We start from the raw sequence: 25,855 nt of genomic DNA, 5'->3' as shown, positions 1-25,855 counted from the left end.
GAAAAAGTCGGTGCAAAAATCGGGACAGAAAGTGCTGATTTTCTTGAAGCAAATAAAGATAAATATGGCTATTCAATCAAGTATTTAGATACAACAGATGCTTTATATAGCGCACTTGAGATCGGTGAGATCGACGCTATGATGGATGACTATCCTGTTATCGGTTACGGCGTTGCTCAAAAGCAACCACTAGTAACACCAATTCCTCGTGAAGAAGGCGGAAAATACGGGTTTGCTGTCAAAAAAGGCAAAAATCCTGAATTGATCCAAATGTTCAATGAAGGACTTGCAGAATTAAAACGAACTGGTGAATACGACGAAATCGTCGGTAAATATATTAAAGATGGTTCCACAGAAAACAAAGTAGATGAATCAACCTTCGTCGGTATGATTCAAAATAACTGGAAACGACTATTGAGCGGACTATGGATGACGATTCAACTAACATTGATTTCATTCATTCTTGCTTTGATCGTTGGTGTGATCTTCGGATTATTCAGTGCTTCACCATCGAAAGCTTTACGAGTGATAGCCACTGTTTATGTCGACATCATCCGCGGAATTCCATTGATGGTACTTGCTTTCTTCATTTATTTTGGTTTACCAGGAATTCTCGGCTTTAATATTCCAGTCTTCCTTGCTGGAATCATTACCTTGACGCTAAACGCCAGTGCTTATATCTCTGAAATCGTTCGTGGCGGTATCAATGCTGTGCCTACAGGGCAAATGGAAGCTTCACGCAGTTTAGGACTTTCCTATAATCGGACAATGCAAAAAATCATTTTGCCGCAAGCAATCAGAATCATGATTCCATCATTCGTCAACCAATTCGTTATTTCATTGAAAGATACGACGATCCTTTCAGCGATCGGGTTGATCGAATTACTACAAACAGGGAAAATCATCGTTGCCCGAAACCTACAAAGTACACTTGTTTATTTTGTGATCGCGATGATGTATCTAGTCTTGATCACAGCGTTGACAAAACTAGCAAAAGTCTTGGAAAAGAAGGTGAAATAATATGGCTGAAAAAATTCTAGTCGAGCATTTAGTAAAAAAATATGGTGATAACACTGTTTTAAACGATATTAATGTTTCTATCCAAGAAGGCGATGTCGTTTGTGTCATCGGTCCTTCCGGCTCTGGTAAAAGTACTTTCCTTCGTTGTCTGAATCAACTGGAAGAAGCAACAAGCGGCGATATTATTATTGATGGAGCAAACTTAACAGATAAAAATACCAACATCAATAAAATACGTCAGCATATCGGTATGGTGTTTCAGCATTTTAACTTATTTCCACATTTATCGATCATGGAAAATATTACATTGGCACCTACTGATCTAGGTCGTCTTTCTAAACAAGAGGCGGAAGAAAAAGCAATCCAGCTTTTAGAAACTGTGGGGCTTGCCGATAAAAAAGACAGCTATCCAGAATCATTATCAGGCGGTCAAAAACAACGTGTTGCTATTGCCAGAGCTTTAGCGATGAATCCAGATATCATGCTATTCGATGAACCGACCTCTGCACTTGATCCAGAAATGGTTGGTGATGTTTTGAATGTTATGAAAAAACTAGCCAAACAAGGTATGACGATGGTCATCGTTACCCATGAAATGGGCTTCGCTAAAGAAGTGGCAAATCGTGTGATGTTTATTGATGGCGGGAATTTCCTAGAGGATGGGAGCCCGCAGCAGATCTTTGAAAATCCGCAAAATGAGCGAACCAAAGATTTCTTGGATAAAGTTCTAAATATTTAAGACTAACTAAAAAGGCATGATTTGAATGATTGATTCAGGTCATGCTTTTTTTCGTTCAGATATTCTTTTCTTGATAAATCTCCTATTCTAACGTAAATTAAAAAAGAAGTTATTTTTGAAAGAAGGCTGCTGTTGATGAAACGTATTTTCTCATTTTTTATGGATGATCTCTTATTTTCTATTTCCCTTTTCGTGGCCCTTATCAGCTGTTTCTTCGGCAAATTTTCGATTGAGTCAATTGATTTTAAAGTCATCGTTTGCCTTTTTGGACTGATGCTGCTTGTCGCTAATATTGATAAATTGGGGGTTTTGACCTATCTTGCTGAAAAATTGATCGATGTTTCAATCAACACTCGAGCTCTCATTAGAAATATCACCTTGCTGGCTTTTTTTAGCTCGATGCTTTTAACCAATGATGTAGCTATTTTAAGTCTTATGCCGATCTACTTGACGATCACGAAGAAAGTTCCTGATATGAACCATAAACTGACCGGTGCTGTCCTTTTGATCATTGCAGCCAATTTAGGCAGCAGCTTTTTCCCTTTTGGCAACCCGCAAAATTTATTCTTATTTTCTTATTACTCATTGGCAGCTGGGACATTCTTCAACTGGGCTTTTCTCTTACTGCTTGTATCGTTTGTTTTTTTATTTCTTTCCTTTTTTTGGATCAAAAAGAGCCCTATTCCAAATCAAGAAGAGCCGCTGCCATCGATCGATCAACGTAATATCATTTATTTGAGCTTGATCGGCCTACTGATCCTGATCGGTGTCTTCGATCTTCTCCCATATTCTATCGTTATTCCTATAGCTATTTTACTTCTAGGTATTTACGATTCCAGCAGTTTGAAAAAAGTTGATTATCGTTTATTGGCTACCTTCATTTTTTTCTTTATCGCTGTCGGCAATTTTTCACAACTGGAAACTATTTCCTTGTTGATCAAAAAACAGTTTACTACATCCTCAGCTACATTCTTTGGCAGCATCGCAGTTAGTCAGGTTATCAGCAATGTTCCTGCTGCCATCCTTATCGCTCCGTTCACTGCTCAAACCAAAGCGCTATTTTTTGGTGTTAACGTGGGTGGATTAGGCACAATCATTGCCTCTTTAGCTAATCTGATTGGGTTTAAAATTTATAAGCAATATTATCCTAATCAATCAAAACAATTTTTGCTGATGTTTAGTCTGATCAACTTGATTTTTTTAATTGGATTTATTGTACTCTTTTATTTCATTCTATAAAAAAACAACCAAATGACGGTCATTTGGTTGTTTTTTTCAATTTTTAATTAGCGATTGCTTCCAAACGAGCTGTTACTTCCTGCTCTGTTAAATGATTTTTTTGTACATAACGATTAGCTGGATGATGGCGACACTCGTCTGAACAGCTACCAAGATATTTTGCTTCGTTTTCTTCTGAAGCTAAAATTTGTTTATTGCAGAACGGGTTAGCACAATTGATATAACGTTCGCAAGGCGTTCCGTCAAACCAGTCTTTACCAATGATTTTTTTATCGACATGGTTGATTTCCACACTGATCCGTTCATCAAAGACATACATTTTCCCGTCCCACAATTCACCTTGTACTTCAGGATCTTTTCCATATACAGCAATCCCGCCATGAAGTTGTGAAACATCTTCAAAGCCTTCTTTCAGCATCCAGCCAGAAAACTTCTCACAGCGAATTCCACCAGTACAGTAGGTTACGATTTTTTTATCCATAAATTGTTCTTTATTTTCTCTGATCCATTGAGGCAGTTCTCTAAAATTACGGATATCCGGACGAACAGCGCCTCTAAAATGCCCTAGATCATATTCATAGTCATTTCTAGCATCGATGACAACAGTATTTTCATCAAGCAAGGCTTCTTTAAATTCTTTTGGCTCCAAATATTTACCTGTTAATTCCAACGGGTTGACATCCTCTTCCAAGTTTAAAGAAACAAGCTCTTTTCGCGGACGAACAAACATTTTATGAAAAGCCATTTCTTCTGTTTCATCGATTTTGAAGTAAGTATCTTTGAATCGCTCATCCGCAAGCATTGCTTCCATATAAGCATCTGTATCAGCGATCGTTCCAGAAAGTGTGCCATTGATTCCTTCTGAGGCGACTAAAATTCTTCCTTTTAAATTTAGTGATTTGCAAAATGCTAAATGCTCTTTCGCAAATTGTTCTGGATTTTCTAGTGGTGTATATTTATAGTAAAGCAATACACGATAGTCCATTCTTATCTTTCCCCTTTTTTACAAACTGTTTACAAGACAGTCCTTAATTTATCCTCATACCTATTAAGTATATAAAAAAAGAAAGAGGAAAATCGAGATATTTGCTTGTGTATTAATGTACAATGTAAAAGCTTTGAAACCGGGTATCTTCAGTCAGGTTTCAAAGCTTTTATACTTACATAAGGTTATTGTCCAGAGACCGCAAAATAATTTTCATCATTATCCGCGAAATTAAACACCAGTCCCGTCGGCAATTGAACCATTTCACCTACTCGAACACCAGCATCTTTCATTTTCTTGTATAAACTCACAATGTCATCTGAGAAGAACATCAATGATGGTGTATTTCCCGCAACTTCTGGTGAATGTTTTTGAATGAACTCCAAATCATAGAGAACAATACTTGTATCGGCATTCTCTCCTGGTGACACTTCTACTACTAACGTGCCATCGACTGCATCTCTTTCCTTTTCCACAAAACCGATTTTTTGCCAAAACTGACTGGATTCCTCGACATTTATTACATACAACATGATTTTAATTTGATTAGTAAACATTTTTGAACTCCTTTTCTTGATAGCGATTATTCCATTTCTCGATTATTCCATTTCTATTATATACTTTTTACTATATCTTATACCAAGATTTATGAAAATAATTTTGCTTTAAAAAAGGAGATGCAGCTAATAAACAGCCGTATCTCCTTTTCATTTTAACTCTCTTGGGGAAGAGAAGTGGATCACTTCTTAGGCATTTTCTTCAATGACTAAATTGCTGTCATTTAGAACATCACGATCTAGTTCATTGATTCTAGAACTCGTCACGATTCCTGCAACCATGCTATCACTCACATTAACAGCTGTTCTTGCCATATCGATCAACGGTTCTACAGAAATAACTAACCCAACAATCGCAACTGGTAAGTTCATCGCACCTAATACGATCAAGGAAGCAAAAGTCGCTCCACCGCCGACACCAGCAACACCAAATGAACTGATTGTAACAATTGCAACTAACATCAAAATAAATTCTAAACTAAAGACATCGATACCAACCGTTGGAGCAACGATCGTTGCCAACATTGCAGGATAAACACCAGCACAGCCGTTTTGACCAATCGACAAGCCAAAGCTTGCAGCAAAGTTTGCTGTCGCATCATCTACGCCTAAAGCTTTTGTTTGTGTTTCAATATTTAAAGGCAATGCTCCTGCACTTGATCTTGATGTAAAAGCAAAGCTTAGAACTGGGAATGATTTTTTCAAATAATTCACAGGATTTACTTTCACCGCAATCAAAATCGCTAAGTGAATGAGCATCACAATAATCAACGCAGTATAGGAAGCTAATACAAATTTACCTAAATTCAGAATCGCTTCAAAATCACTTGTCGCTACCACATTAGTCATTAACGCTAACACGCCATATGGTGTCAAACGCAATACAAGTGTTACGATACGCATCGTAATTTTATAAAGGCTGTCGATCAGATTTGCGAAAAACTCTCCTTCTTTTGGTGCTTTGCGTTTCACACCAAGATAAGCTACACCAACGAAAGCAGCGAAGATAACAACGCCAATCGTACTTGTTGGACGAGTTCCAGCAAAATCTGCAAAAACATTTCTAGGAATAAAGGCTAAGATTTGTTGAGGAATCGATAGGTTTTCAACGGTTTCCTGTCGAGTCGCAAGTTCTGCGATCCGTGCCGTTTCTGCCGTTCCTTCAGTAAATTGTGCACCTTGAAGTCCAAACAATAATGTGGTTCCAATTCCGACCAAAGCCGCGACTGCTGTCGTGCCTAATAATGTTGCGAGAACATTAAAGCTGATCTTTCCTAATTGTTTGGATTCTTTCATTTTCGTAAATGCTCCGACAATCGAAACAAAGACTAAGGGGATTACGAGCATTTGTAAAAATGCTACATATCCATTACCTACAATACCGATCCAGTCCATTGCTTGTGTTGTAACTTTATCTTGAGTACCAAATGCGAATTGAATAATTGCACCTAAAACAATACCCACGCCTAATGCAGCAAAGACACGCGTTGAAAATTTAAGGTGTTTTTTCTGCATACGATAAAAGACGTATAACACAGCAACAAAAGCCAGGACCACTAAAACAGTGATGAGTGTTGTCATTTTTTTCCCTCCCAATTTTTAAAGCGAAAGCAGCTTTTAGAGCTAACCACCGCAAAATAAATGACAGTCCATCAAAGGAAGTAAAGGTTCCCGGGAATCATTCTTCAATGATCCGCCCTAAAAATAAAGAATCTTATTTTTAGTGATACGTCTATTTTAACTTATTTTAAATAAGAAAAGATACTTTTTTGTTTCGCTGATGATAGTAAAAAGAGTTTGTGATAGTTTCAGACTATCACAAACTCTTTTATTTTCGGCTTTATCCTTCTTGCGACGACTGAAAGTTCAATTGAATTCCTGGTTTGTCCAGTGCAATTTCAGTCACTTCATAGGCCATACGTTGAACAATGCTGAATAGAGGACTTACTAATTCATCCACTTCTTCTTGGCTGATATCTTCTTGTTTTTCAATTTTGTGATTGATGATATGGTTGATTTGACTCACAGATCCTGACAACACATATTCTTCAAATACTAAGCGAAACTCTAAACGAGCCGCGATAATTGAATTTTCTTTAGGATAATTCTCATCTGTTGATTCAATTGGTGAAAAACCGACTCTTAGGTCTGTTTCTACCTCGCCCATATCTTGTGTACGCATGTCGTAATGAAAAGCTTCTACGACTTCTTGCTGACGTTTTATTTCCACGTTTTTGTACTCTCCTTTATATTTCGGTTTGACAGTCACTATTTTACTGAAAAAATAATTGCTCTGCTTAAAATCATTATAACATATTTCGTTTTCTTAAAAATAGCTCCAACCCTTATTCAACTAATTTTTAAAAGAATGAATCGGTGCTGGAATCCGTCCGCCACGTAAAATAAAATCAGTAGATGCGTAGTCATTGACTTTCATCACAGGTGCTCTGCCTAATAAACCGCCAAATTCCACCATATCTCCTACTTGAGTTCCTTTAGCCGGAATGATTCTGACAGCAGTCGTCTTATGATTGATCACGCCGATCGCTGCTTCATCAGCGATCATAGCAGCAATTGTTTCAGCAGAAGTTTCTCCAGGTATCGCGATCATATCTAATCCTACCGAACAAATCGCAGTCATTGCCTCTAATTTTTCCAAATTCAAAGCGCCGTTATTAACCGCATCGATCATGCCAGCATCCTCAGAGACTGGAATAAATGCGCCGGAAAGTCCACCAACGTGATTACATGCCATCACTCCGCCTTTTTTCACCGCATCGTTCAATAGAGCCAATGCAGCAGTTGTCCCATGAGTCCCAACACTTTCCAAGCCCATCTCTTCTAAAATATACGCAACACTGTCTCCCACAGCTGGCGTTGGCGCCAATGATAAATCTACGATCCCAAAAGGCACATTTAAACGTTCTGAAGCAATTTTTCCAACTAACTGACCCATTCTTGTGATTTTAAATGCCGTTTGCTTTACGACTTCAGCTACAACGTCAAAAGGTTCTCCTTTGACTTTTTCCAGTGCCCGTTTGACAACTCCTGGTCCGCTGACACCGACATTAATCACACAATCCGCTTCCCCTACACCGTGGAAGGCGCCAGCCATAAAGGGATTGTCTTCGACAGCATTTGCGAATACGACTAATTTGGCACAGCCCATATCAGATCTTTCCGCAGTTTCTTTGATCACATACCCCATATGACGAACAGCGTCCATATTGATACCGGCACGAGTAGAGCCGATATTCACCGATGAACACACAAATTCTGTTTCAGCCAATGCTTGGGGAATCGAATTAATTAGAATATCATCACCATGCTGATATCCCTTTTCGACTAAGGCACTAAATCCGCCAATAAAATTGACCCCAACCGCTTGAGCTGCTCTGTCTAATGCTTTCGCGTATTTCACATAATCTTTATCTGGACTAGCTGCGGCAATGATTCCGATCGGAGTTACTGAAATCCGTTTATTGATGATCGGAATCCGTATTCTGATTCAATCTCTGTTCCAACTTTAACAAGATTCTTCGCTAAGCGCGTGATTTTTTTCATATATTTTTTGACAGGCACGATCACTATCACTATCAATACAATCCAGTAATGAAATCCCCATCGTGATCGTTCTGATGTCTAAATTTTCTTCTTCGATCATGCGAATCGTTTCTAAAATTTGGTTCGTTTCCAAAATGATTCCTCCTAATATTAAAAATAATGCGAGCTCACATGGTCTCGACTGGAACATAAGAAAATATGACTATGGTGATCTACTCCGTATTCATGTTTTTCTTTTTCCAAGAGACTAGCTCCTGAAGCTAGATAATGTTAAAAACTCGAGCACAGACGACTATAGATATTATAGTTTGTTGCATCACGTTGAATATTTCTTCGTTTTGAATACTGATCGTGACCCCTAATCGTTCACCTAACTCATTTAATGTTGCACGAATATCTTCAAAATTTGCTTGTTCTTTCGATAGTTCAAGTACCATCATCATCGTAAAATAGCTATCCATGATCGTTTGAGAAACATCAAGGATATTTATGTTCATTTCAGCTAATGTGTGGCTCACACCAGCGATGATCCCTACTTTATCTTTTCCTATAACTGTCAATACTGCCCGCATATAATTTCCCCCTCAATCATTTTTTCTATTATAACATAGCATGTTCACTTGTTAACAAAAAAGCGGAACAAATTCTACTAAAATGAATCGATCGTTCGTTTTTCAATAAAAAAATTGAAAATCAACTCTTCTTAGTCAATTTTCAATCTAATACTTTACATGTATTCATTTTTAAACTATCTTAAAAAACTGCTCTTGGCACTTCGAACAAGTTACTTTGATCTTGCCTCTTTTTTTCGGCGCGCGTAACTGCTGTTTACAAGCTGGACATTTAAAATAACGATATGCCTTACGATGGATAAACTTTGTCTTGATCATCGAAATAGATGTTATCATCTGCTGTCGGCTTGCCACAAAACGAGTATTTTCATTAGCTCTTGGATATATCCGTTTTGAAAAGAAACGATAATTTGACCATAACCACAAGCTAAATGCTACATAAAATGCAAAAGAAGTTGGTAAAAATAAATTTAATACTAGCAAAATCAAACTAAGCGTCAATAACGTACGATTAAGTTGATCGATTCGTGCATATCTTCCAGTTAATAATTTCTGTATTTTTCCATTCCAATGAAGCAATCGTTCAAACCATAGTTGTTTCATGTTATCCCTCTTTCTCTATTCCATGCTATTATCTCAATCAATAATCAGCAATTCAAGAGTATTTACGAATAAATCTGCTGAAGTTTTTGGACTTCCTCTTTAATTTGAATTTTGACTTCATCTGGCTCTATTACTTCGATCGCACTCCCAAAAGAAAGTAAGTAAGAAGTCAGCCAACTACCTTTAGGTTGCTGTGTTCTTACTGTTGTATACTTTTCATTAGGCTCTATTTCGAGCTCAGATAGCTCTTCTTTGATTCTGTAAAACAGCTCATTCTTTACTTTGAATACAACATCAGTTGTTTCAAATTCCGGCTGATATTCCTTATCCAAAAGTAATTCATCAATTTCAGTGTCTGTCATGATCAAATGAGTGATTCGCTTTAATTTAAACAAGCGAGTCGTTTTTCGAACAAAACAATATCCCGCAAGATACCAAGCGTTTTGCTTAAAGATCAGTTTGTTCGGCATTACTTCCCGGGATATTCCATCACCTTTGGTATTTCTATAATAAAAAGAAATACACTTGCCTTTGGTTTTAGCCTCTGTGATCAATTCGATTGCACGAGCTTCGTCTTCTTGTCCCCAAGTTGAAAAATCGATATCGATCCAAGGCTCTATTTCTTTATTAAATAAGGAGGAAAGTTTATTGACTAAAGGTTCGACATTATTCAGATTCGCTGCTGATAAGTTCTGTAAGCCTAATATAATTTGGTCCTGCTCTTCATCATCTACAAAAGTCGCTGGCAAATGATGTGTATCCAGCAAATGGATCCCGCCATCACGCCCACTTTTAGCGTATACGGGAAAGCCCTGAGCAGACAATACATCAATGTCACGATAAATCGTCCGCGTCGAAACTTCCAATTGTTCTGCCAGATAAGTCGCTTTCACTTTATTATGGAGCGTCAGGTAGTGCATGATGTAAAATAACCTTGATAAATTATTCATGTACTTTAAAATCCAAAATCAATTTGCTTGATTCACCAATAAAATCATACTGATATGAGCCAGACAGACCTTGTAATTCTCCTGTCCCTTTGATGATCATTCCAGGGGAATCCAGTGCGCCTTTATCGAATAGGCCTTTTTCCGCAGCTGTAAAGGTTCCTGTTTTTCCTTTATACTGTCCTTCGAAATGAAGAAATCCAGTAATTCTAGCTGTTGCAAGATGACCGTCTTCTTGATTACTTTCAATATAGTACAGTAGATATTCAACCCATGCGATTCCTTGCAAATCTCCTTCAAGCTCATACTGAGCATGAACTTGATTGAGCGGAAAATTTGTCTTTTCAGCATCAATCGCCTGTTCGTCCCACTTGGTCACGTTAAATGTTGTACTCATACTTACCCCTCCTTATAATTAAAGGATACCAAACATATGTTCTTTTTTCAAGCTGCAATTGTCAAATAAGCTATTTTTCACCAAAAAAATCTATTCCCCATAAACGAAAAAAGGAGGACAACGAAAATGCTGTTCTCCTTTTTGAATACTGATTTTTTTCTGAGTCGCAAGTAACAATGTTTAATCCAAAAGAGGATGTTTCTTCGTTCTTATTCTCCTTCAAAAGACTTTGAATTCATTGATCGGAAAAAACTGAGCCGTTACTTTTCCGATGATATTCTTCTTAGCTACGAATCCATAATGCCGACTATCTGTCGCATATGGTCGATTATCTCCTAATACAAAATAATATTGGTCAGGGACCACGACTGTTTTTCGTGTGAAGTCTTCCGTATAATTGCGGCCATTTTTTTGGTTTTCATTGATCTCTTCGATCAAAAATTTTTCATCGATCGGATGCTCATTAACGTATAAAATATCTGACTGATAATAAACTGTCTCTCCCGGCAAACCGATTATACGTCGAACTTGTTTTTTTTCTTTGCCTAAAGTAAAGACAGCTAAATCAAATCTTTTTAGATCACTCGTTTTTCTCGTTACTACCTTATCTCCTTCACGTAGAGTCGGAACCATCCCAAACCCACTCACGGTAATGATCCTAACAAAATAAAAGCTAACTAACAGTATAAGAATACTTCCACTAAAAAAAGCTAAAAATAACTCTTTAACGATTCTTTTACGCTTATGACGAGCTTGTTTCTTTTTGCTTGATGTAGTTAGTACGCGTTTCTTCTGTATCTGACGTTTATTTCTATGCTTTTTAGACGAATGAATACGGCGCTGTCCCTTTTCTTTAGCAGGGTTTCCGCTTATTTTCTTGACAGTTGAGGGATTAGGCAATGATTTTCTCTTCATGACTTTTTCACTCCGCCTACTTTTCTTCTGAAAAGGCTGTTTCATCGACTTTATAATAAGTAAATGCTGCTTTCTCGTAAACTTTTACTTTCTCTATATCTTCTAAAAAGCTATCAACGATTTGGGCATTTCCATAAAAATTTTTAGTTTGTGTACTGGCATTCATCCCAACTTGCTTGATCGCATTATAATAACGATTCAATGTCAACTGACCTTCTTTTGAATTGATTGTACTGGCTGTTTTTGTTCCGTAGCTGGCCATCGCTGTCGCTAAATAGCGGATATTTTTCTGCATTTTTTCTTCATTGTCGCCTTTTTCTTTAGCAACCGCTAATTGTTGTTCAAATCACGTAAAAGATAATATCCCTTCACTACTGAATCTGAATCATTCGTCGTCAGGTTCATCGCTTGATAATAAGAAAGGTAACTGGTCGCACCAGCAAATAATCCTGTTAAAAATAAGAGCAGTAGAAAAATCTAAAACTGATTTTTGCTTTTTTATAAGCATTTTCGCTTTTTCACTACTATTCGCTGCTTTTTTATTTTTAACCGCCTGGCTGGCAGTCGTCTGATTTGCTGTTTTATTCGTATGAATCTCACTAAAAATAACCTGATCCGAGGAGCACAACGATCGTCATTGCTATACCTATAATGAAAATCCAATCTATAGTAGACACTCACTTCAGCTCCCCTACTGCATTAATTGTTTGTTTTTTTCTGTTTAGTACTTAAATTTCCTGAAGCTTGTTTTTTCTGCTTCCTTGCTTTTTTTATTCGTGATATTCTTTTTGTGCTTTTTTTTTTCTAAAGAAATGAACAACTAAGAAAAGAAGGAAAATTCCTATAAGAAATGCTGCAACAAGTAATAGGATCAATTTCCAATCCAAACTTTTTTCCTGAACTAAACCGACATCTCGCTCATTGAATTTATTTGCATCTTCATCGGTAATTTTGAATGCTTGTTTCCAAGCCCATTTTTTATCCCCAGAAGTGATCAGAATATCTGCTTCATAATCTCCAGGGATCATTCGCTCGCCGTTCATGCTAACAGGAAAATCGATAAACGAATTTGGCGCCATCCGCATAGCTGTTTGTTTTCGCTCATATAAGACTGTTTCTTTCCCTTTTTCAGTAATTGTACTTCTGCAGTCATATCATTTAAATAAGCAGCTTTGGTATTAGAATAGTTGATAAAAATTGCATTTCGGTAATTGTTTTGGCCTGCTTTTACACTATTCAATGATAAATCGGGTTGAATTACAGCCTCATTCTCCTGTAAAAGTACACCAATGACATAGGCGTATTGATTGATGATTTTAGATCCACCACTATTCGTTGTTGCCTCTTGTCCGGCACGCATCAATTGAATACCACCGGCAATGACTCCATCATACTCTGTCTCTGGCATTTTAACTGTCAACTCTAAACTTTTAGTTTCTCCTGGCGCTAATTCAACAGATTTTGGGCCTTCTACAAGGTCAATAAAATTGAATTTTAAGGATGGATCATTTTTGATCGCTGATTCACCATATTCGATCACACCGTTTTGATTGGTCTTTGCCCCATTCAATTTGACATCGATCACAACCTTTTCTGCACTTGGATTGCTTAACATAATACTTAATTGCTGTTCCTGTCCAGGCGTCATTTTCAACTTGTAATAACCTAATTCTTTATCTATTTGATTATCTGGAAAACTGATACTATAGGTAAATCCTGTTGCACCTGCAGAATTCTCCTCCTCAGCAGACACCGCTGTTGCTTTAGCTAAAAATAAAAATCCTACAATTATACTAAAAACCAAAATAGTATACTGCAGCGTAAAAGACTTATGTGTTTTCATAACCAACCTCGCTTATTTTGAAATGATTTTCTATGTATACAGGCCAACAAGATTCACTTGTTGGTCTGTAAAAACTGTTAGAATCAGTTTATTATGCTTATTGTGCTGCAACGATTTTCCATGTTACTGTTGCTGTATAATCAGTTGCTGCCATATTTGAAGCCGTTGCTGCCGGTACAGTTAATTTAACAGAGCTCGTATCCGTATCTGGAGTCCCTACTGTAGAATCTTTACTTTGACCAAATTCCATGATATAACGACCTTTACCTTCTTTTAAATCTTTGCTGGCAGTTACGATCGTTTTAGCATCATCTGCTGCTTCTGTTAATTGGAATGCTGTTTGTGCATTTGATGGCACTGTATTTGTATTGCTTCCTTGTGCAGAAACAAGTCCATTACTAAAATCAATTGTTGAACCTGTCAATACATTTGTTCCTGTAGTATCTTTGAATTGACTTGATAATTGTGCTGTCACAGTGTATCCATACGTACCGCCTGAACGAACATCTGCCCATTGAACATATGCGCCACGAGTTTTTGCTCCTGCTTCAAAGCTCATTGGTTTAGCAAAACTTGTAACTGCATCTGCAGAAGTTTTGATCGTACCAAAATCTAGATCAGTTGTTTTTTCAACAACTAAAGGCCCTTTATCAGAGTTTGTATTTTCTCCAGGTGATTCTGGATCAGGATCTGGTAATACTTCGTTAGGGTTTTCTGGATCGACTGTTCCTTGATCTCCACCACCGGCTGTTCCTTCTTCAACTTTGACTGTACCAGTTGAATTTAATTCTGTTGGAGCTGCAAATGCAGGTGTAGCACTTCCTAATAAAGTTACTCCTAAAATTGCTGCTAATGTTGTTGCACAAAGACTTCTTGCTTTCATATTGTTGTTCCTCCTAAAAGTGTGTGTAATTTATTAAGGCAACTTGGCTAATATCCAAGTTATCTCCGTTTGATATTCGACCGGATGTATCACCGTTGTTTCTGGTACGGTCAGAGTAATTGCTGAATTGCTATACACTGGCTTGTTATAGGTTTGATCTATAATTGGCTTATGTGAAGCATCAACGACTGGTGTTAGTGTATGAGGTTGATTATTCGTATTGCTCTCTGAAGCACCGAATGTGATCGTCCAAATTCCTTTACCACTATTTTTTCGTGCAGTCGCTACTTCATATGCCGAACCAATCGAATTCAAAGCAATCGTTTCGCGTGTTACTGTTGGGGCTTCACTAATACTACTAGAATTTGCCCAGCCTTTATCCAAAGACAAGACTGCCCCTTTCAACTCTTGTTCCTCAACGTTTTGAATGATCGGATTCGTAAATTGCTTCTCTTGTTTGACCTGTAATGTCCAGCCTGAGGAATCCGCCTGCTGATCTGTGATCTGGATATAACTTCCTCTTGGTCCTGTATCACCAAAAAATTGTTGCGCTCGTGCATTGTATCGACGAGCACCTTTCGTGATTTTACTTTCACCAAAATCAAGTGCTGATACATAATCGATCCGAAGTGGACCTGTTGTAGATGGGCTTTTCCCAGGATCAACTATTGTACCTGGATTTTCAGGATCAACAGGGTTTGTCGTTGAACTTCCTTTTACTGAGACTGATCCAGATTGCTCCATAGTATCGGGAGCTGCCTGCACAGATAAACTATTGATACTAAACAAAAGGACAAGACCCGTCATACTAGCTATAAAAGAAGTGTGTGTGAATCTCATTTCTGCTCCCCCTTTCTCCTGTTAGTAAAAAAGAGAAAGATTAGGACTAAAAGAAGCAAGCCGCCTCCAATTAGACTATAGTGTTTGATCTGTTCTCCCGTATTAGGAAGCGGTTTTCCAATCGATTTGCTTGGCGTCGCTGAACTGGGTTCTGTGCTGGTAGAACTGCTGGTCTCAGTCGTTCCTTCATAAAATGAAATTTTTCCATCTGTAATGACTTGACCACCATTTCCTTCATTTGCCTGAACAACGGTTTCTGTAGAAAAGACCCCTATCCATAGAATCAGAGAGCAACAGAACAAGATAACTCGCATTTGTTTCATTTTTCTCTCTCCTTTTATGGTTGTCCTGCCATCACTTTCCATGTAATGACGCCAACATAATCTCCTGTATATACCGTATCTGAGGAATTGATTTGAAGCTTGATTCCATCCGTATTAGGGGCAGTTCCCCAGCCGTTGCTGACAGTATAGCTCCCCATAGTCCCTTGCGTATTGGTATAAATAACTTGTGCATCTTGGTTTAAAATCGTTTCTTTTCCTTGATTCACATAGCGTAAAGCATTCGTCAATTCTTGCCCTTTGGCATTTTGCATTGGAGAAGACAAGGAAGCGGTCATACGCCAACCATTCGCTGCTTCTGCACGCGTGTCAGTCACAACAAGTTGCTCATCAAAAACTGGCTCTTCTACTCGTTTGGTTGTTGCATCATACGACAATGTTCCAAAATCCAACGCATGCGGTACTGAAGTTAAACTCAATACCCCCTGCAGTTTGTATCTTACAGTCACCGTTGTATTATCAATTTTTACTGCAGTCTCATTTTCTGGACGTTGAGCGATATCATACCCTGCTGATAATACGTTCTCTAATTGACCTTGAACTTCAGTATTTTTAGTCAGATCGATCGTATCTCCTACCTGTGTATCAAGTGTCACTGTATAACCTGAAAGTACTTGCTCTACTTCATTCACAAACTCGACATTCAACACTGCGTCTACGTCAACAACTGTGACATTGATCGTCGTAGAGATATCTGTTGGCAATCCTGAATCGCTAGCTTTGACTGTTAGCGTCACGGGATATGCTTTAGGTTGAATGGTTGCGATATCATTCAATCCACCAAAATCCGTCACTTTTATAAATGAACTAAGATCTGTTTTTTCACCATCCATTAATTTGTACGCGGTTGGTTGGCTATGCGTAAGAATGTAATTTTTCAGTTGTTCTTCGGATAAATTACGAATATCGACATAAGGTGCTTCTATATCAGAGCCATAAATTTCTTGTGTTGCCTTGTTCACAGTAAGAGTAGATACAACAGTCGTCATATTACCTGCTTCATCCGATAAGTCGACTTTTACAGTATGTTCACCAAGTTGACCCATAAAGCTGTCAACCAACGACTGCGGTGTTTCTGCATTAAAAGCATACGTGAAATTTTGTGGTGTTGGATTAGAATCGGTTGGATTACTTACAAATTTATCTGCAGTCGGTGCAGCTTCGTTTAAAGCAACATGATAATTTACGGACTCTCCTTTTGGAGGCGTTTTATCTAAAACTGTTTGATTCGTGTAGCTGTCCTTCCCATTTAACCATCCATAAGCTTTTATCTTTTGTCCTGCTTTCAACGTAACATTCTCAGGTAACTCAAAAGTAAACTTTCCTTTATCATCCGCGATCGTATGAAATTTTCGTGCATCGCCTTCAACTGGAGAAGCTACATCCGGAGTTGTTAACAATACATCTTTACTTGGATCGTTTTCATCTGTTACTAGATAAAACAGCATTGCTGCATCATTATTGACTGTCCCAGAAATTTTTTGACCGCTTTCTAGTGCTTTATTATCACTGATTTCATCTACTCCAACGATCACATCTGGAATATAATCATAAACAATTCTTGAAAAGTTTTCTGTTCGATAGTTATTTATGAAATTTGTTTGGATCGCATTTGTAATACTATTTCCTGAAACACTTGTTGTAGTAATACCGTTATACTTGATCGTCATTCCATACATCGGTGTCCAGTGGAATGTTGGTGTTACTTGTGCTGCATCCTGCTTACTCCAAGAAGAAACTTCCTGAATATCAGCTGTAAACGTCCCTGGATTCGTCATATTGATCAAATTTGCATTTGTATTCCCCCGTGAATCCAAGTCTATTTTTTGAGCATTCGAGAATTGGAAGGTAGTATTGCTACCAAAATCCAGCATATTCCGAACGCCAGTCCCATCTTTAATAACAGACTCAAAGGTTCCTTTATCACCAATAATAAAAGAAGAACCACTACCTCCATAGATCATTGAGCTTGTCGATGTTCCTTCATTTGTGGAAATAAACTTTGTTGCACCTTGATCACTTACTTTAAATTTAGAGCCATTAGAAAGATCAAGAAGACGTCCAACTCCCCCGTTTTTATTCAACGTCAGCTGCCCTTTTTCTGCGACATCAAATTTGGCGTTTTGTCCCATAGAAATGACCGGAGCACCAGCTGTCATCTGATTTGCATTGATAGTCATCTCTGCATTGTCACCGACATTGATAGCGGAATTTTGTTGAAGCATAAATCCTGCACGTGAACTAGTCGTCGCAATCGGACCGTTGATGTTCACATTGAAATGACTGCTTTCCTCCAGATCGATACTCGTCGTCCATTGAGAGGTTGCTGATTGGTAACCTAAACGTACGGGTACACGTGTTGTTCCATCTGCGGTCTCAACATTTAATGTGGCGTTTTTACCGACATTTATTTTTCCATTTCTTTGAACGCTGATCACAGAAGGAATATTGCCGCCATCAGTTTGCCAAGAATTTGTTTCTCCCGCGTTCCCTAACGTACGAATCGTTGCAGTAGCATTTTCTTCTAAAGTCAAAGAAGGTTGAATCGTTGCGACCGTATCATAGTTAGAGTACCAGCTACCTAAAATCACACCATCACCATTTTCTACTTCGATCGTTGTGTCCGTATTAGATGCAAATAAAAGTGTATGTGACTCTAAACCAGATTGATTGGTATTGGCCATATTGCGAGTAGCTCCATCATAAGAGGTGTAACTTGTTGCTTTAGACTTAATGACGTTTTTCCCTTCAAAGCGTAAAAGCGCTTGGAAAGAGGCCGTCACTTGTGAACCTGTATAATTTACATTTCGATACGTGATACTTGAGCCATAGGCATTTCTATCCCACATCGTCACAGGTCCATAATAGTGCCCTCCATACATATCTACATTATCGACAACTGCTTTGTGTACGATCGATGTATTCGTTCCCCATCTATAAGAATAGCCAATAAAATCAAGAGAGTAACCATTTCCTAATAACACATAATTTGGTCGGTTATCCGAGACAGTTCGATCCGTCCTGTTCGTTACAGTATTGGTCATAGAATTTTGCACATCGACAATCGTTACCGTGTTACTCATCAATGCAGCATCCAGTTGATCCCATGTACTTACTTTTGCTACATTTCCGACATAAACGATGACTTCACTTGTCAAATCGCTGCCTGTTCCTGACTCACTTGAAGGAACGGTCAACGTCAAATGAAACTCTTGTAGATCATTCGTTGCAACTGTATCAAGTCCTTTTAGATCAGATAGTTGGATCTTATCGGTTACTTCAACGATAGATCCGCCAGACACTCCATATGCTTTTGCCTCAGTATCTCTGAGAATCATCTGTTTGATTGCTTCAGTATCACCGTTATAGCTTTGAATATCCGTCATTGTTTTTGCTATATTCTTAGCTACGATCCCCGTCCCATTTTCTGATAATTCAAACGTTTCAAGATTTGTCATTTGGGGCTGTATAGTCTTTACATTCTTATTAGTCTCACCTAGCGTTGAAGATTCATTTTTAGTAACATCAGCTTTAGATGACTCGGTTGTTGAAAGGGGCGGTGTCGACTCTACAGTACTTTGACTGGTAGATTCTTCTGCTTTAAGCAATGGTGTACTATGGTAAAAATAGATGCCTACGATCGTAATGAAACTTAGAAATAAATAGAGTCTTTTTTTCCTTTTCATTTTTTCACCTCCTTTCAACTGCTTATAAAATCAATCGATACCCTTTAGATCGTACAGTCTTGATATAAATAGATGTATTTTCCAATTTATCTCTGATGTGAAAAACCAGATTAGCTACCCGATACGGCCGATCGCTGTATGGAATTTTCCAAAGAGCTTCATGGATTTCTTTATATGAGAAGGCTTTTCCAGGATTGCTGTATAATAGTTCCATAATCCGATACTCTAATTTTGTCAAAGCAATTTCTTTCACCTGGTTTTCACCTGTAACGACAGAGAGACTTAAATTTCTTGGGTCCAATTTCATCGAATTTATTTCGGAATCATTCATTTCTGTTTTTTGTTCTGCTGGAATTTGTTTCATTTTTCTAGTAAACGTGTTCCGTATAACTAATAAGGGTTCTTCAGGAAAGTAGTTACTATTAAATACATTATCGACCCCTAGTTGTAAATAAACTTGCCGATCGACAGTCGTTGACTTTTTAGAGAGAACCCAAATAAACACATCACTTTCTTTGCGAATCGACAACACCAATTCGCAAATGAGACTGATTGAATGTTCTTCTGTTTCTTCAATAAAAATGCCATCCAATCCGTCACTACAGATTTGTTCTTTGGTTAAACATGTCAGCATGAAACCATTTTTTTCAAACTCGGATATTATTTTTTCGGAATAATTTTTTTTTGATATAATTCCTAATTTATACATGACGTGCCTCCCAAATTCTGATTATTTAAATCAAGAGCATTTCATTCCCTATTGTTTTCAGAAATGTAGTATAATATCTAAACTCTTTCGTATAACTTCTACTTGTAGGAAAATAGAGTCTATATCTCAGTCGGAATTCATTTAACAAAGATAACTTTAATCTAAAAAACCTTTGAAGTCAATGTATTATTTCGTTTTTATCTTATCAATTTTTTTATATTTTTTTGAAAAATAAGAGAATAATGAAAGAGTTTTGTTGCTTATAAAACAAATTTCTGATTTTAATCACTAAAAAACATTGTTTTCATAGCGTTATATCAAAAATAAAAATGAGCCGTCAAAATAATCGTCAAGAAATGTTGGAAGGGAATGATGAAAGATGTCTAAAAAAGGAGAAAATATTTATAAACGAAAAGACGGTCGCTGGGAAGGTCGTTACATTAAACAACGAACACCAACGAAAAAAATTATTTATGGATACGTCTATGGGAAAAAGTATAGTGAGGTGAAAGAAAAGCTGATTTTTCTAAAAGCAAAACAGTTAGTCACTCAAGAGACTGTGATTTCTTCCCATAAAACGTATCAAGATTGGATTATTTACTGGCTTAATAATACTGTAAGACGAACAGTGAAAGCCACAACTTATTCAAATTATTTTCGATTGCTAAGTAAGCACATTTTGCCTACTCTGGGAGAATATCATTTGGCAAAGATAACTTCTGCACTGTTACAAGAATTTGTTGATGGATTACTTGCTAAAAATCTAGCAAACAGCACGATTCGTTTGATTTTTACTATCGTAAATAAATCCTTAAAAGAAGCAGTAAAAAATGAGTATTTAGATAAAAATCCATGTAATTCAGTACATTTACCTAAGCACACGGTGCCGATTATTCACTCATTAAGTAGTAAGGAGCAGAGAAAATTAGAAGAACTGGCCTTCCGTGAAACGGAGTGCTCCCCAATTATTTTAGCTCTCTATTCGGGGATGAGAATAGGAGAAATCAGTGGACTCAAATGGGAAGATATTGATTTTGATAAAGGATTGATTCGAGTCCATCGAACGATTTCAAGAATTATCGATGAACATAGCACGATCAATAAAACAGAACTAATCTCTGGAAGCCCAAAAACAGCATATTCTAGCAGAGTGATTCCTTTAGCAACTAATTTAAAAGACTATTTACTTGAAAAAAAAGAAACCTCTCCTTCTGAATACGTGATTCATTGTCGAGGAAAACTGGCGGAGCCAAGAGTCATTAATTATCGTTTTAAACGAATGATTCGTGAAACAGAGTTCGCATCGATTCATTTCCATGTGTTGAGACACACATTTGCAACTAGGTGTTTGGAACAAGGAGTTGATATTGTTAGCTTGAGTCGAATTTTGGGGCATCGATCGACAAAGCTCACACTCGACACCTATGCCGATTCATTGTTGGAGCATCGACAAGAAGTCATGAAAGCCGTTGATGCATTGTTGAAAAAACCCCCTTTATTCAAATGACATTAAACCAATAGATCCTGATATTGGTTTTATTTTTTTGTTTTAAAAGCCGTCAAAGCAATGGTCATTTGGCGGCTTGGAATCTAGATATATATGATTTTTTTACCATTTTTTCTTATAAGTAGAAGTTATAAGAAAATAATGACAAAAACATATTTTTTCAATTAAATAACTAAAATGGTTTCAAATTATTTTTTTCAACTATTTAACATCACTACTTAAACTATACTATATTTAATTTGTTTTTTTCAAAATAATTCAAATTTTATCGCTATTACGAATATTTTTTTCAGAAAAAACAAAAAAATAGGGCTATATGATTCTCTGAATAGTGTTATATTTTACTTCTTGAAATAGATCTATAAAAAAAAGTACGTGTTAATGATTTGGAACTAATTATTCTAAATCAGTACCTTACGAATCATCTATTCACTAAAAAAAACGTTAAACTTCAGGCCTCTGGCTAAAAAGTTTAACGCTTTTTTTATCTAGTTTTCACGATCATCTCTAAAGCTTTTGCTAGATCTTCATTGGAAAGATCGATCTGCTCATCTTCCATACATTGTTTCAAATTCTCTGTCACAACAAGTCCGATTACTTTATCGATACTGGAACGGACAGCCATCAGCTGAGTCACAACTTCTCGACAATCCTTACCTTCTTCCATCATTTTTAAAACGCCGCGAATTTGTCCTTCAGAACGTTTTAAACGATTGGCTAATTTAGGATCACATCCCACGAGTAACGTCTCCTCTCCAAGCGGACATTCCGCCCATCACATTCGTTACATTATACCCTAATGAAGCAAAATATTCACTAGCCATTTGAGAGCGTCCGCCAGAATGGCAAATAATATAATATTCTTGCGCTTTGTCCAACGTCTCAGCGGTCTCCTGCAGGGTGCTCAAAGGCATGTTTTTTGCTTCATTGATATGACTAGACTGATATTCGTCCACTTCTCGCACATCAATAATTTCTAATTGATTTCTTTTCTGTAATTGTTCAAACTCATCGATCATCATTGACTTATACATTATTTAATAACCTCCTGGGGGTAAATCATGCTATAAAGCTGAAATGCACCATCTAAATTTTTTACGGTAAAGCCATTATTTTTCAAGATTCGTTCTGCTAAGTAGCTTCTTTGTCCACTTTGACAGCTCACAATGATTTCTTGATTCTTAGGTAATTCATCTAAATGCGCTCTCAGTTCATCCAATGGAATATTTTTAGCTTGTGGTAGCGCTCCATTATTGGTTAGCTCATTTGGATTTCTCACATCAAGCAACAACGCGCCGTTTTCGATCGCTGCTTTTAGTTCATAATATTGAATATTTTCTGAAAACCCTTCTAGAATGTTTGCTGCAGCATAACCGATCATATTGACTGGATCTTTTGCTGACCCAAATGGTGGCGCGTAAGTAAACTCTAATTCAGGTAAATCGATCACAGTCATCCCAGCTTTGATCGCCGTTGCAATAATGTCGATTCGTTTATCTACACCATCTGCTCCAACGGCCTGAGCGCCAAAAATTTTCCCAGAAACAGGATGGAACAATAATTTCATTACGATGGATTGGCTCCCCGGAAAATAGCCTGCATGGCTTTTTGATGTAGTATGAACGACTTTATAGTCTATTTTATCATTACGTAATTGACGTTCACTCAAACCAGTGCTTGCAGCTGCCAAGTTAAAGACACGAACAATTGCTGTACCAATACTGCCTTGATTTTTCCGCTCAACGCCCATAATCACATCTGCTACTTGTCTTCCTTGACGATTGGCTGGCGAAGCGAGTGAAATCAAGGCAGCTTCGCCTGTAATTTGCTGTTTCACAACGATTGCATCACCCACAGCATAAATAGCAGGATCGCTTGTACGATAAGCTTCATCAACAAGAATTCCGTCACGTAACCCTGTCTCTAAACCAGCAGCTTGCGCCAATTCACTAGAAGGTTTGACTCCTATAGACAGAATGGTAAAGTCACTGGTGATCGTTTCTCCTGTGCTTAGCTCAATTATTTTCCCAGAATCCTTGAACGCCGATGCAGCAGCCCCTTTATAAACAGTGATCCCATTTTGTATCAGTTCTTTTTCAACAAATGCGGCCATTTCTTCATCTAATGGTGGTAAAATTTGTGGAGCTGCTTCTACTAATGTGACGTCCATTTCTAAATGTTTTAGACTTTCAGCCATCTCCAAACCGATAAATCCAGCTCCAATGACAACCACTTGCTTTGGCTGTTCACGTTTCACCGTTTCGACGATTTTGTCGACATCCGGGACATTTCTCAAGGTGTGTAGATTGGTCGCTTGGGACAAGCCTTCGATTTCAGGAACTATCGGTTGAGCTCCAGGGGATAAAATCAATTGGTCATAACTGATCGTTTCTTCTTTTCCTTTAGAATTTGTTTGAACTGTTTTATTTTGACGGTCGATTTCAACTGCTTCTGTTTCAGTGTACACCTTGATATTGAATCTCTTTTTCAGCTGCTCAGGAGTTTGTAAAATCAGTTCTGAACGCTCAGTGATTTCTCCAGATACATAATAAGGCAGTCCGCAATTAGCAAAAGAAACATACGGCCCTTTTTCCAAGACGATAATTTCGATATCTTCTGATAATCTTCTTAATCTAGTCGCAGCAGACATTCCGCCAGCTACTCCACCAATAATTACTACTCGCATTATAATTTTCCTCCTCTAACTGCACCTGACCAGCGGCTCATTCCACCTTTGACATTAAATGCTTGTATGCCTTTTTTTCGTAATATTTTCGTCGCTTGTCTGCTTCTTAAACCTGATTGGCAGATGACATAGATCGGCTGTTCGCTTTTTAAGCTATATGAGCCGATTTTACTCAGTGGAATATTTTTAGCTCCAGGTATATGCCCTGCTTGAAATTTTGACTTCTCACGTACATCAATGATTTCAGATTTCATGTCTAGCTTTTGCTGAAGTTCCGATAAATCGATCGATGTTTTGTTAAAAAATGAAAACATATGCTCCTCCTTTTATACCCCTATGGGTATTTACAGAACTTAGCATAAATCATTTTTTATAACTTGTAAAGGGGTTTGTTTCATTTTTTCGTTATCATCCATTTTTCATTCTTCAAAACTTTCTTAATCAAACTGAATTATTTCTTAAGAAAGCCAAACAATTATTAACTTATTTGGCATCTTTTTGTAACATTGAACCACTATACTAACTTTATTCACTAAAGGAAAAGAGGGGATGACATGAATCAAAGAATCCTTATCAAACGAAATATTTTACCGCTATTATTGATTTTACTTCTTTCAATTGCGAGTATTTTCTTAATTTTTAATAACGAAGAACAACCCATTCAAGATGAAGCCACTGCGTATCAACAGATTTTTATCGATGAAATCGCGGCTGAAGCCAAAATCTTACAAAAACAAACGCATCTATTTGCCAGCATCACGATCGCTCAAGCCATTTTGGAATCTGATTGGGGACGTAGTGATCTAGCAATTGAAGCGAATAATCTTTTCGGGATCAAAGGTGCATTCAACGAGCAGTCTAGTATTATGCCCACCGAAGAATTCATTGATGGTGAACAAATTACGATCGATGATTCATTTAAGAAATACACAACGATCCAAGAATCAATGGTCGATCATATGGAATTTTTAAATGGCGGAACGTACGAGTCGATCAAGACAAGTAAAAATTATCGTGAAGCCGCTATTGCTTTGCAAAATGGCGGTTATGCAACTGATCCAGAGTATGCCGAAAAATTGATCGCCTTGATCGAGGAATTTCGACTAGATAAATTTGATAAATAATTCTAATAAGAACACAAATCCACCTAACACTATCTATTGGTAGGTGGAGAAAGGTTGATTTATGAATACTTTGTCTTCTATTTTAATTGACAGTGGACGTTTTCTATTGAGGAATAAGTGGCACTCTTTCATTAAAAGTTTCTCGATCATCGCTTATTTTTTTATTTCGACGCTTCTCATTCGTATAGGACTTACACTGAAGCATTTTGAGACATTGGAACGTGAACATCTACTAAGTCAAACTGAAATGATCGATGCCTTTTCACAGACAGCGGCTCTTAGAAATTTGATTTTTTTATTGACCACGCTAAAAAATGGACTGCTTCTGATTAGTCTAGGATTATTTATCGCTGGTCTTTTTTACCTGTTTATTCATTTTCAACAGGTTCTGTTAGTGGATAAAAAAGAGTTGATCATCAAAAAATTACTTGGCAGTTCTGGTATTCGAGTAACGAGTGAGATTTTTTCAGACTTTTTACTTCTTGCCATTCCAAGTACTTTTATTGGCGTGCTTAGCACTGAACTGCTTTATGCGGATTTTTTTAGGACAAACACTTCATGGATCAAGGATTTTTTATATACCCCCGGCCGTTTTTTTCTTTGCGTAGACTTGCCATTGATGGGCGTGTTTGGGTTGGTTCTACTTTGTCAGTTTTTGCATATAAATAAACAAGTAACAAGGTTATAAAAGGAGCTGC

General features: G+C 37.4%; 24 protein-coding genes and 3 pseudogenes. 6 read left to right on the top strand and 21 right to left on the bottom strand.

The window, feature by feature from the left end; all coding sequences use genetic code 11:
- The 3 genes and pseudogenes from CC204_RS19220 to CC204_RS19210 all read left to right on the top strand — a co-directional run.
- Positions 1-1,020, top strand: a pseudogene (locus tag CC204_RS19220) (ABC transporter substrate-binding protein/permease); the annotation flags it as partial.
- 1 nt (position 1,021) lies between these two features.
- Positions 1,022-1,759, top strand: a complete 738-nt coding sequence (locus tag CC204_RS19215) for an amino acid ABC transporter ATP-binding protein (RefSeq protein WP_087639568.1) — start codon at positions 1,022-1,024, stop codon at positions 1,757-1,759.
- A 135-nt stretch (positions 1,760-1,894) separates the two neighbouring features.
- The gene (locus tag CC204_RS19210; protein WP_088268202.1) at positions 1,895-2,998 is read left to right on the top strand and encodes an SLC13 family permease; all 1,104 of its coding nucleotides are present in this window, start codon (positions 1,895-1,897) and stop codon (positions 2,996-2,998) included.
- Between the two features lie 43 nt (positions 2,999-3,041).
- On the opposite strand, the gene trhO is transcribed toward CC204_RS19210, so the two are convergent.
- The 17 genes and pseudogenes from trhO to CC204_RS19125 all read right to left on the bottom strand — a co-directional run bounded on the left by trhO (position 3,042) and on the right by CC204_RS19125 (position 19,840).
- The gene (gene trhO / locus CC204_RS19205; protein WP_088268200.1) at positions 3,042-3,983 is read right to left on the bottom strand and encodes an oxygen-dependent tRNA uridine(34) hydroxylase TrhO; all 942 of its coding nucleotides are present in this window, start codon (positions 3,981-3,983) and stop codon (positions 3,042-3,044) included.
- A gap of 185 nt (positions 3,984-4,168) precedes the next feature.
- The gene (locus CC204_RS19200; RefSeq protein WP_088268198.1) at positions 4,169-4,540 is read right to left on the bottom strand and encodes a VOC family protein; all 372 of its coding nucleotides are present in this window, start codon (positions 4,538-4,540) and stop codon (positions 4,169-4,171) included.
- A 189-nt stretch (positions 4,541-4,729) separates the two neighbouring features.
- A complete protein-coding gene (locus CC204_RS19195) occupies positions 4,730-6,121 on the bottom strand; it encodes an L-cystine transporter (protein WP_088268196.1) in 1,392 nt (463 codons plus the stop codon).
- Between the two features lie 259 nt (positions 6,122-6,380).
- Positions 6,381-6,770: a DUF1149 family protein gene (locus CC204_RS19190; protein ID WP_087639561.1), complete on the bottom strand. Its 390-nt coding sequence runs from the start codon at positions 6,768-6,770 to the stop codon at positions 6,381-6,383.
- A 123-nt stretch (positions 6,771-6,893) separates the two neighbouring features.
- Positions 6,894-8,165, bottom strand: a pseudogene (locus tag CC204_RS19185) (DUF711 family protein).
- Between the two features lie 199 nt (positions 8,166-8,364).
- Complete coding sequence (locus tag CC204_RS19180; protein ID WP_088271610.1) at positions 8,365-8,676, bottom strand: ACT domain-containing protein; 312 nt, start codon at positions 8,674-8,676, stop codon at positions 8,365-8,367.
- Between the two features lie 171 nt (positions 8,677-8,847).
- Entirely contained in the window at positions 8,848-9,279 is a 432-nt protein-coding gene (locus tag CC204_RS19175; protein ID WP_088268190.1) for a hypothetical protein, read from the bottom strand.
- A 62-nt stretch (positions 9,280-9,341) separates the two neighbouring features.
- A complete protein-coding gene (locus tag CC204_RS19170; RefSeq protein ID WP_088268188.1) occupies positions 9,342-10,229 on the bottom strand; it encodes a helix-turn-helix transcriptional regulator in 888 nt (295 codons plus the stop codon).
- Complete coding sequence (locus tag CC204_RS19165; protein WP_088268186.1) at positions 10,222-10,623, bottom strand: DUF3224 domain-containing protein; 402 nt, start codon at positions 10,621-10,623, stop codon at positions 10,222-10,224. The genes CC204_RS19170 and CC204_RS19165 overlap by 8 nt, the downstream gene beginning before the upstream one ends.
- Before the next feature lie 219 nt (positions 10,624-10,842).
- On the bottom strand, positions 10,843-11,538 hold the full coding sequence (gene lepB / locus CC204_RS19160; RefSeq protein WP_088268184.1) for a signal peptidase I: 696 nt from the start codon (positions 11,536-11,538) through the stop codon (positions 10,843-10,845).
- Between the two features lie 16 nt (positions 11,539-11,554).
- Positions 11,555-11,833 carry a hypothetical protein gene (locus CC204_RS21595; RefSeq protein ID WP_227011205.1) on the bottom strand — a complete coding sequence of 93 codons (279 nt, stop codon included), beginning with the start codon at positions 11,831-11,833 and terminating at the stop codon, positions 11,555-11,557.
- A gap of 475 nt (positions 11,834-12,308) precedes the next feature.
- Positions 12,309-13,381 (bottom strand): annotated as a pseudogene (locus CC204_RS19150) (DUF916 and DUF3324 domain-containing protein).
- A gap of 97 nt (positions 13,382-13,478) precedes the next feature.
- Positions 13,479-14,264: a WxL domain-containing protein gene (locus CC204_RS19145; RefSeq protein WP_088268178.1), complete on the bottom strand. Its 786-nt coding sequence runs from the start codon at positions 14,262-14,264 to the stop codon at positions 13,479-13,481.
- Positions 14,265-14,297: 33 nt separating this feature from the next.
- Positions 14,298-15,104, bottom strand: a complete 807-nt coding sequence (locus CC204_RS19140) for a WxL domain-containing protein (RefSeq protein WP_088268176.1) — start codon at positions 15,102-15,104, stop codon at positions 14,298-14,300.
- Positions 15,101-15,427, bottom strand: a complete 327-nt coding sequence (locus CC204_RS19135) for an LPXTG cell wall anchor domain-containing protein (RefSeq protein WP_088268174.1) — start codon at positions 15,425-15,427, stop codon at positions 15,101-15,103. The genes CC204_RS19140 and CC204_RS19135 overlap by 4 nt, the downstream gene beginning before the upstream one ends.
- Before the next feature lie 14 nt (positions 15,428-15,441).
- On the bottom strand, positions 15,442-19,131 hold the full coding sequence (locus CC204_RS19130; protein WP_088268172.1) for a pectate lyase-like adhesive domain-containing protein: 3,690 nt from the start codon (positions 19,129-19,131) through the stop codon (positions 15,442-15,444).
- 22 nt (positions 19,132-19,153) lie between these two features.
- Positions 19,154-19,840, bottom strand: coding sequence for a winged helix-turn-helix domain-containing protein (locus tag CC204_RS19125; protein WP_088268170.1), 687 nt, complete (start codon positions 19,838-19,840; stop codon positions 19,154-19,156).
- A 379-nt stretch (positions 19,841-20,219) separates the two neighbouring features.
- On the opposite strand from CC204_RS19125, the gene CC204_RS19120 reads away from it, so the two are divergent.
- Entirely contained in the window at positions 20,220-21,347 is a 1,128-nt protein-coding gene (locus CC204_RS19120; RefSeq protein ID WP_088268168.1) for a tyrosine-type recombinase/integrase, read from the top strand.
- Positions 21,348-21,831: 484 nt separating this feature from the next.
- On the opposite strand, the gene CC204_RS19115 is transcribed toward CC204_RS19120, so the two are convergent.
- The 4 genes from CC204_RS19115 to CC204_RS19100 are packed head-to-tail and all read right to left on the bottom strand — an operon-like array spanning position 21,832 to position 24,347.
- Positions 21,832-22,086 (bottom strand): metal-sensitive transcriptional regulator, encoded by a 255-nt coding sequence (locus CC204_RS19115; protein ID WP_088268166.1) that lies wholly within the window; start codon positions 22,084-22,086, stop codon positions 21,832-21,834.
- Positions 22,076-22,381, bottom strand: a complete 306-nt coding sequence (locus CC204_RS19110) for a rhodanese-like domain-containing protein (protein WP_088268164.1) — start codon at positions 22,379-22,381, stop codon at positions 22,076-22,078. The genes CC204_RS19115 and CC204_RS19110 overlap by 11 nt, the downstream gene beginning before the upstream one ends.
- Positions 22,381-24,033 carry an FAD-dependent oxidoreductase gene (locus CC204_RS19105; RefSeq protein ID WP_088268162.1) on the bottom strand — a complete coding sequence of 551 codons (1,653 nt, stop codon included), beginning with the start codon at positions 24,031-24,033 and terminating at the stop codon, positions 22,381-22,383. The genes CC204_RS19110 and CC204_RS19105 overlap by 1 nt, the downstream gene beginning before the upstream one ends.
- Positions 24,033-24,347: a rhodanese-like domain-containing protein gene (locus tag CC204_RS19100; protein ID WP_088268160.1), complete on the bottom strand. Its 315-nt coding sequence runs from the start codon at positions 24,345-24,347 to the stop codon at positions 24,033-24,035. Before CC204_RS19100 ends, CC204_RS19105 begins: the two co-directional genes overlap by 1 nt.
- Before the next feature lie 240 nt (positions 24,348-24,587).
- On the opposite strand from CC204_RS19100, the gene CC204_RS19095 reads away from it, so the two are divergent.
- Positions 24,588-25,157, top strand: coding sequence for a glycoside hydrolase family 73 protein (locus CC204_RS19095; RefSeq protein ID WP_088268158.1), 570 nt, complete (start codon positions 24,588-24,590; stop codon positions 25,155-25,157).
- Positions 25,158-25,218: 61 nt separating this feature from the next.
- Positions 25,219-25,845, top strand: a complete 627-nt coding sequence (locus CC204_RS19090) for a hypothetical protein (RefSeq protein WP_088268156.1) — start codon at positions 25,219-25,221, stop codon at positions 25,843-25,845.
- Positions 25,846-25,855 lie beyond the last annotated feature (10 nt).

The sequence above is a fragment of the Enterococcus wangshanyuanii genome (genome assembly GCF_002197645.1).
GTDB classification, from domain to species: domain Bacteria; phylum Bacillota; class Bacilli; order Lactobacillales; family Enterococcaceae; genus Enterococcus_L; species Enterococcus_L wangshanyuanii.
This window is presented reverse-complemented; position numbering and strand designations above follow the sequence as displayed.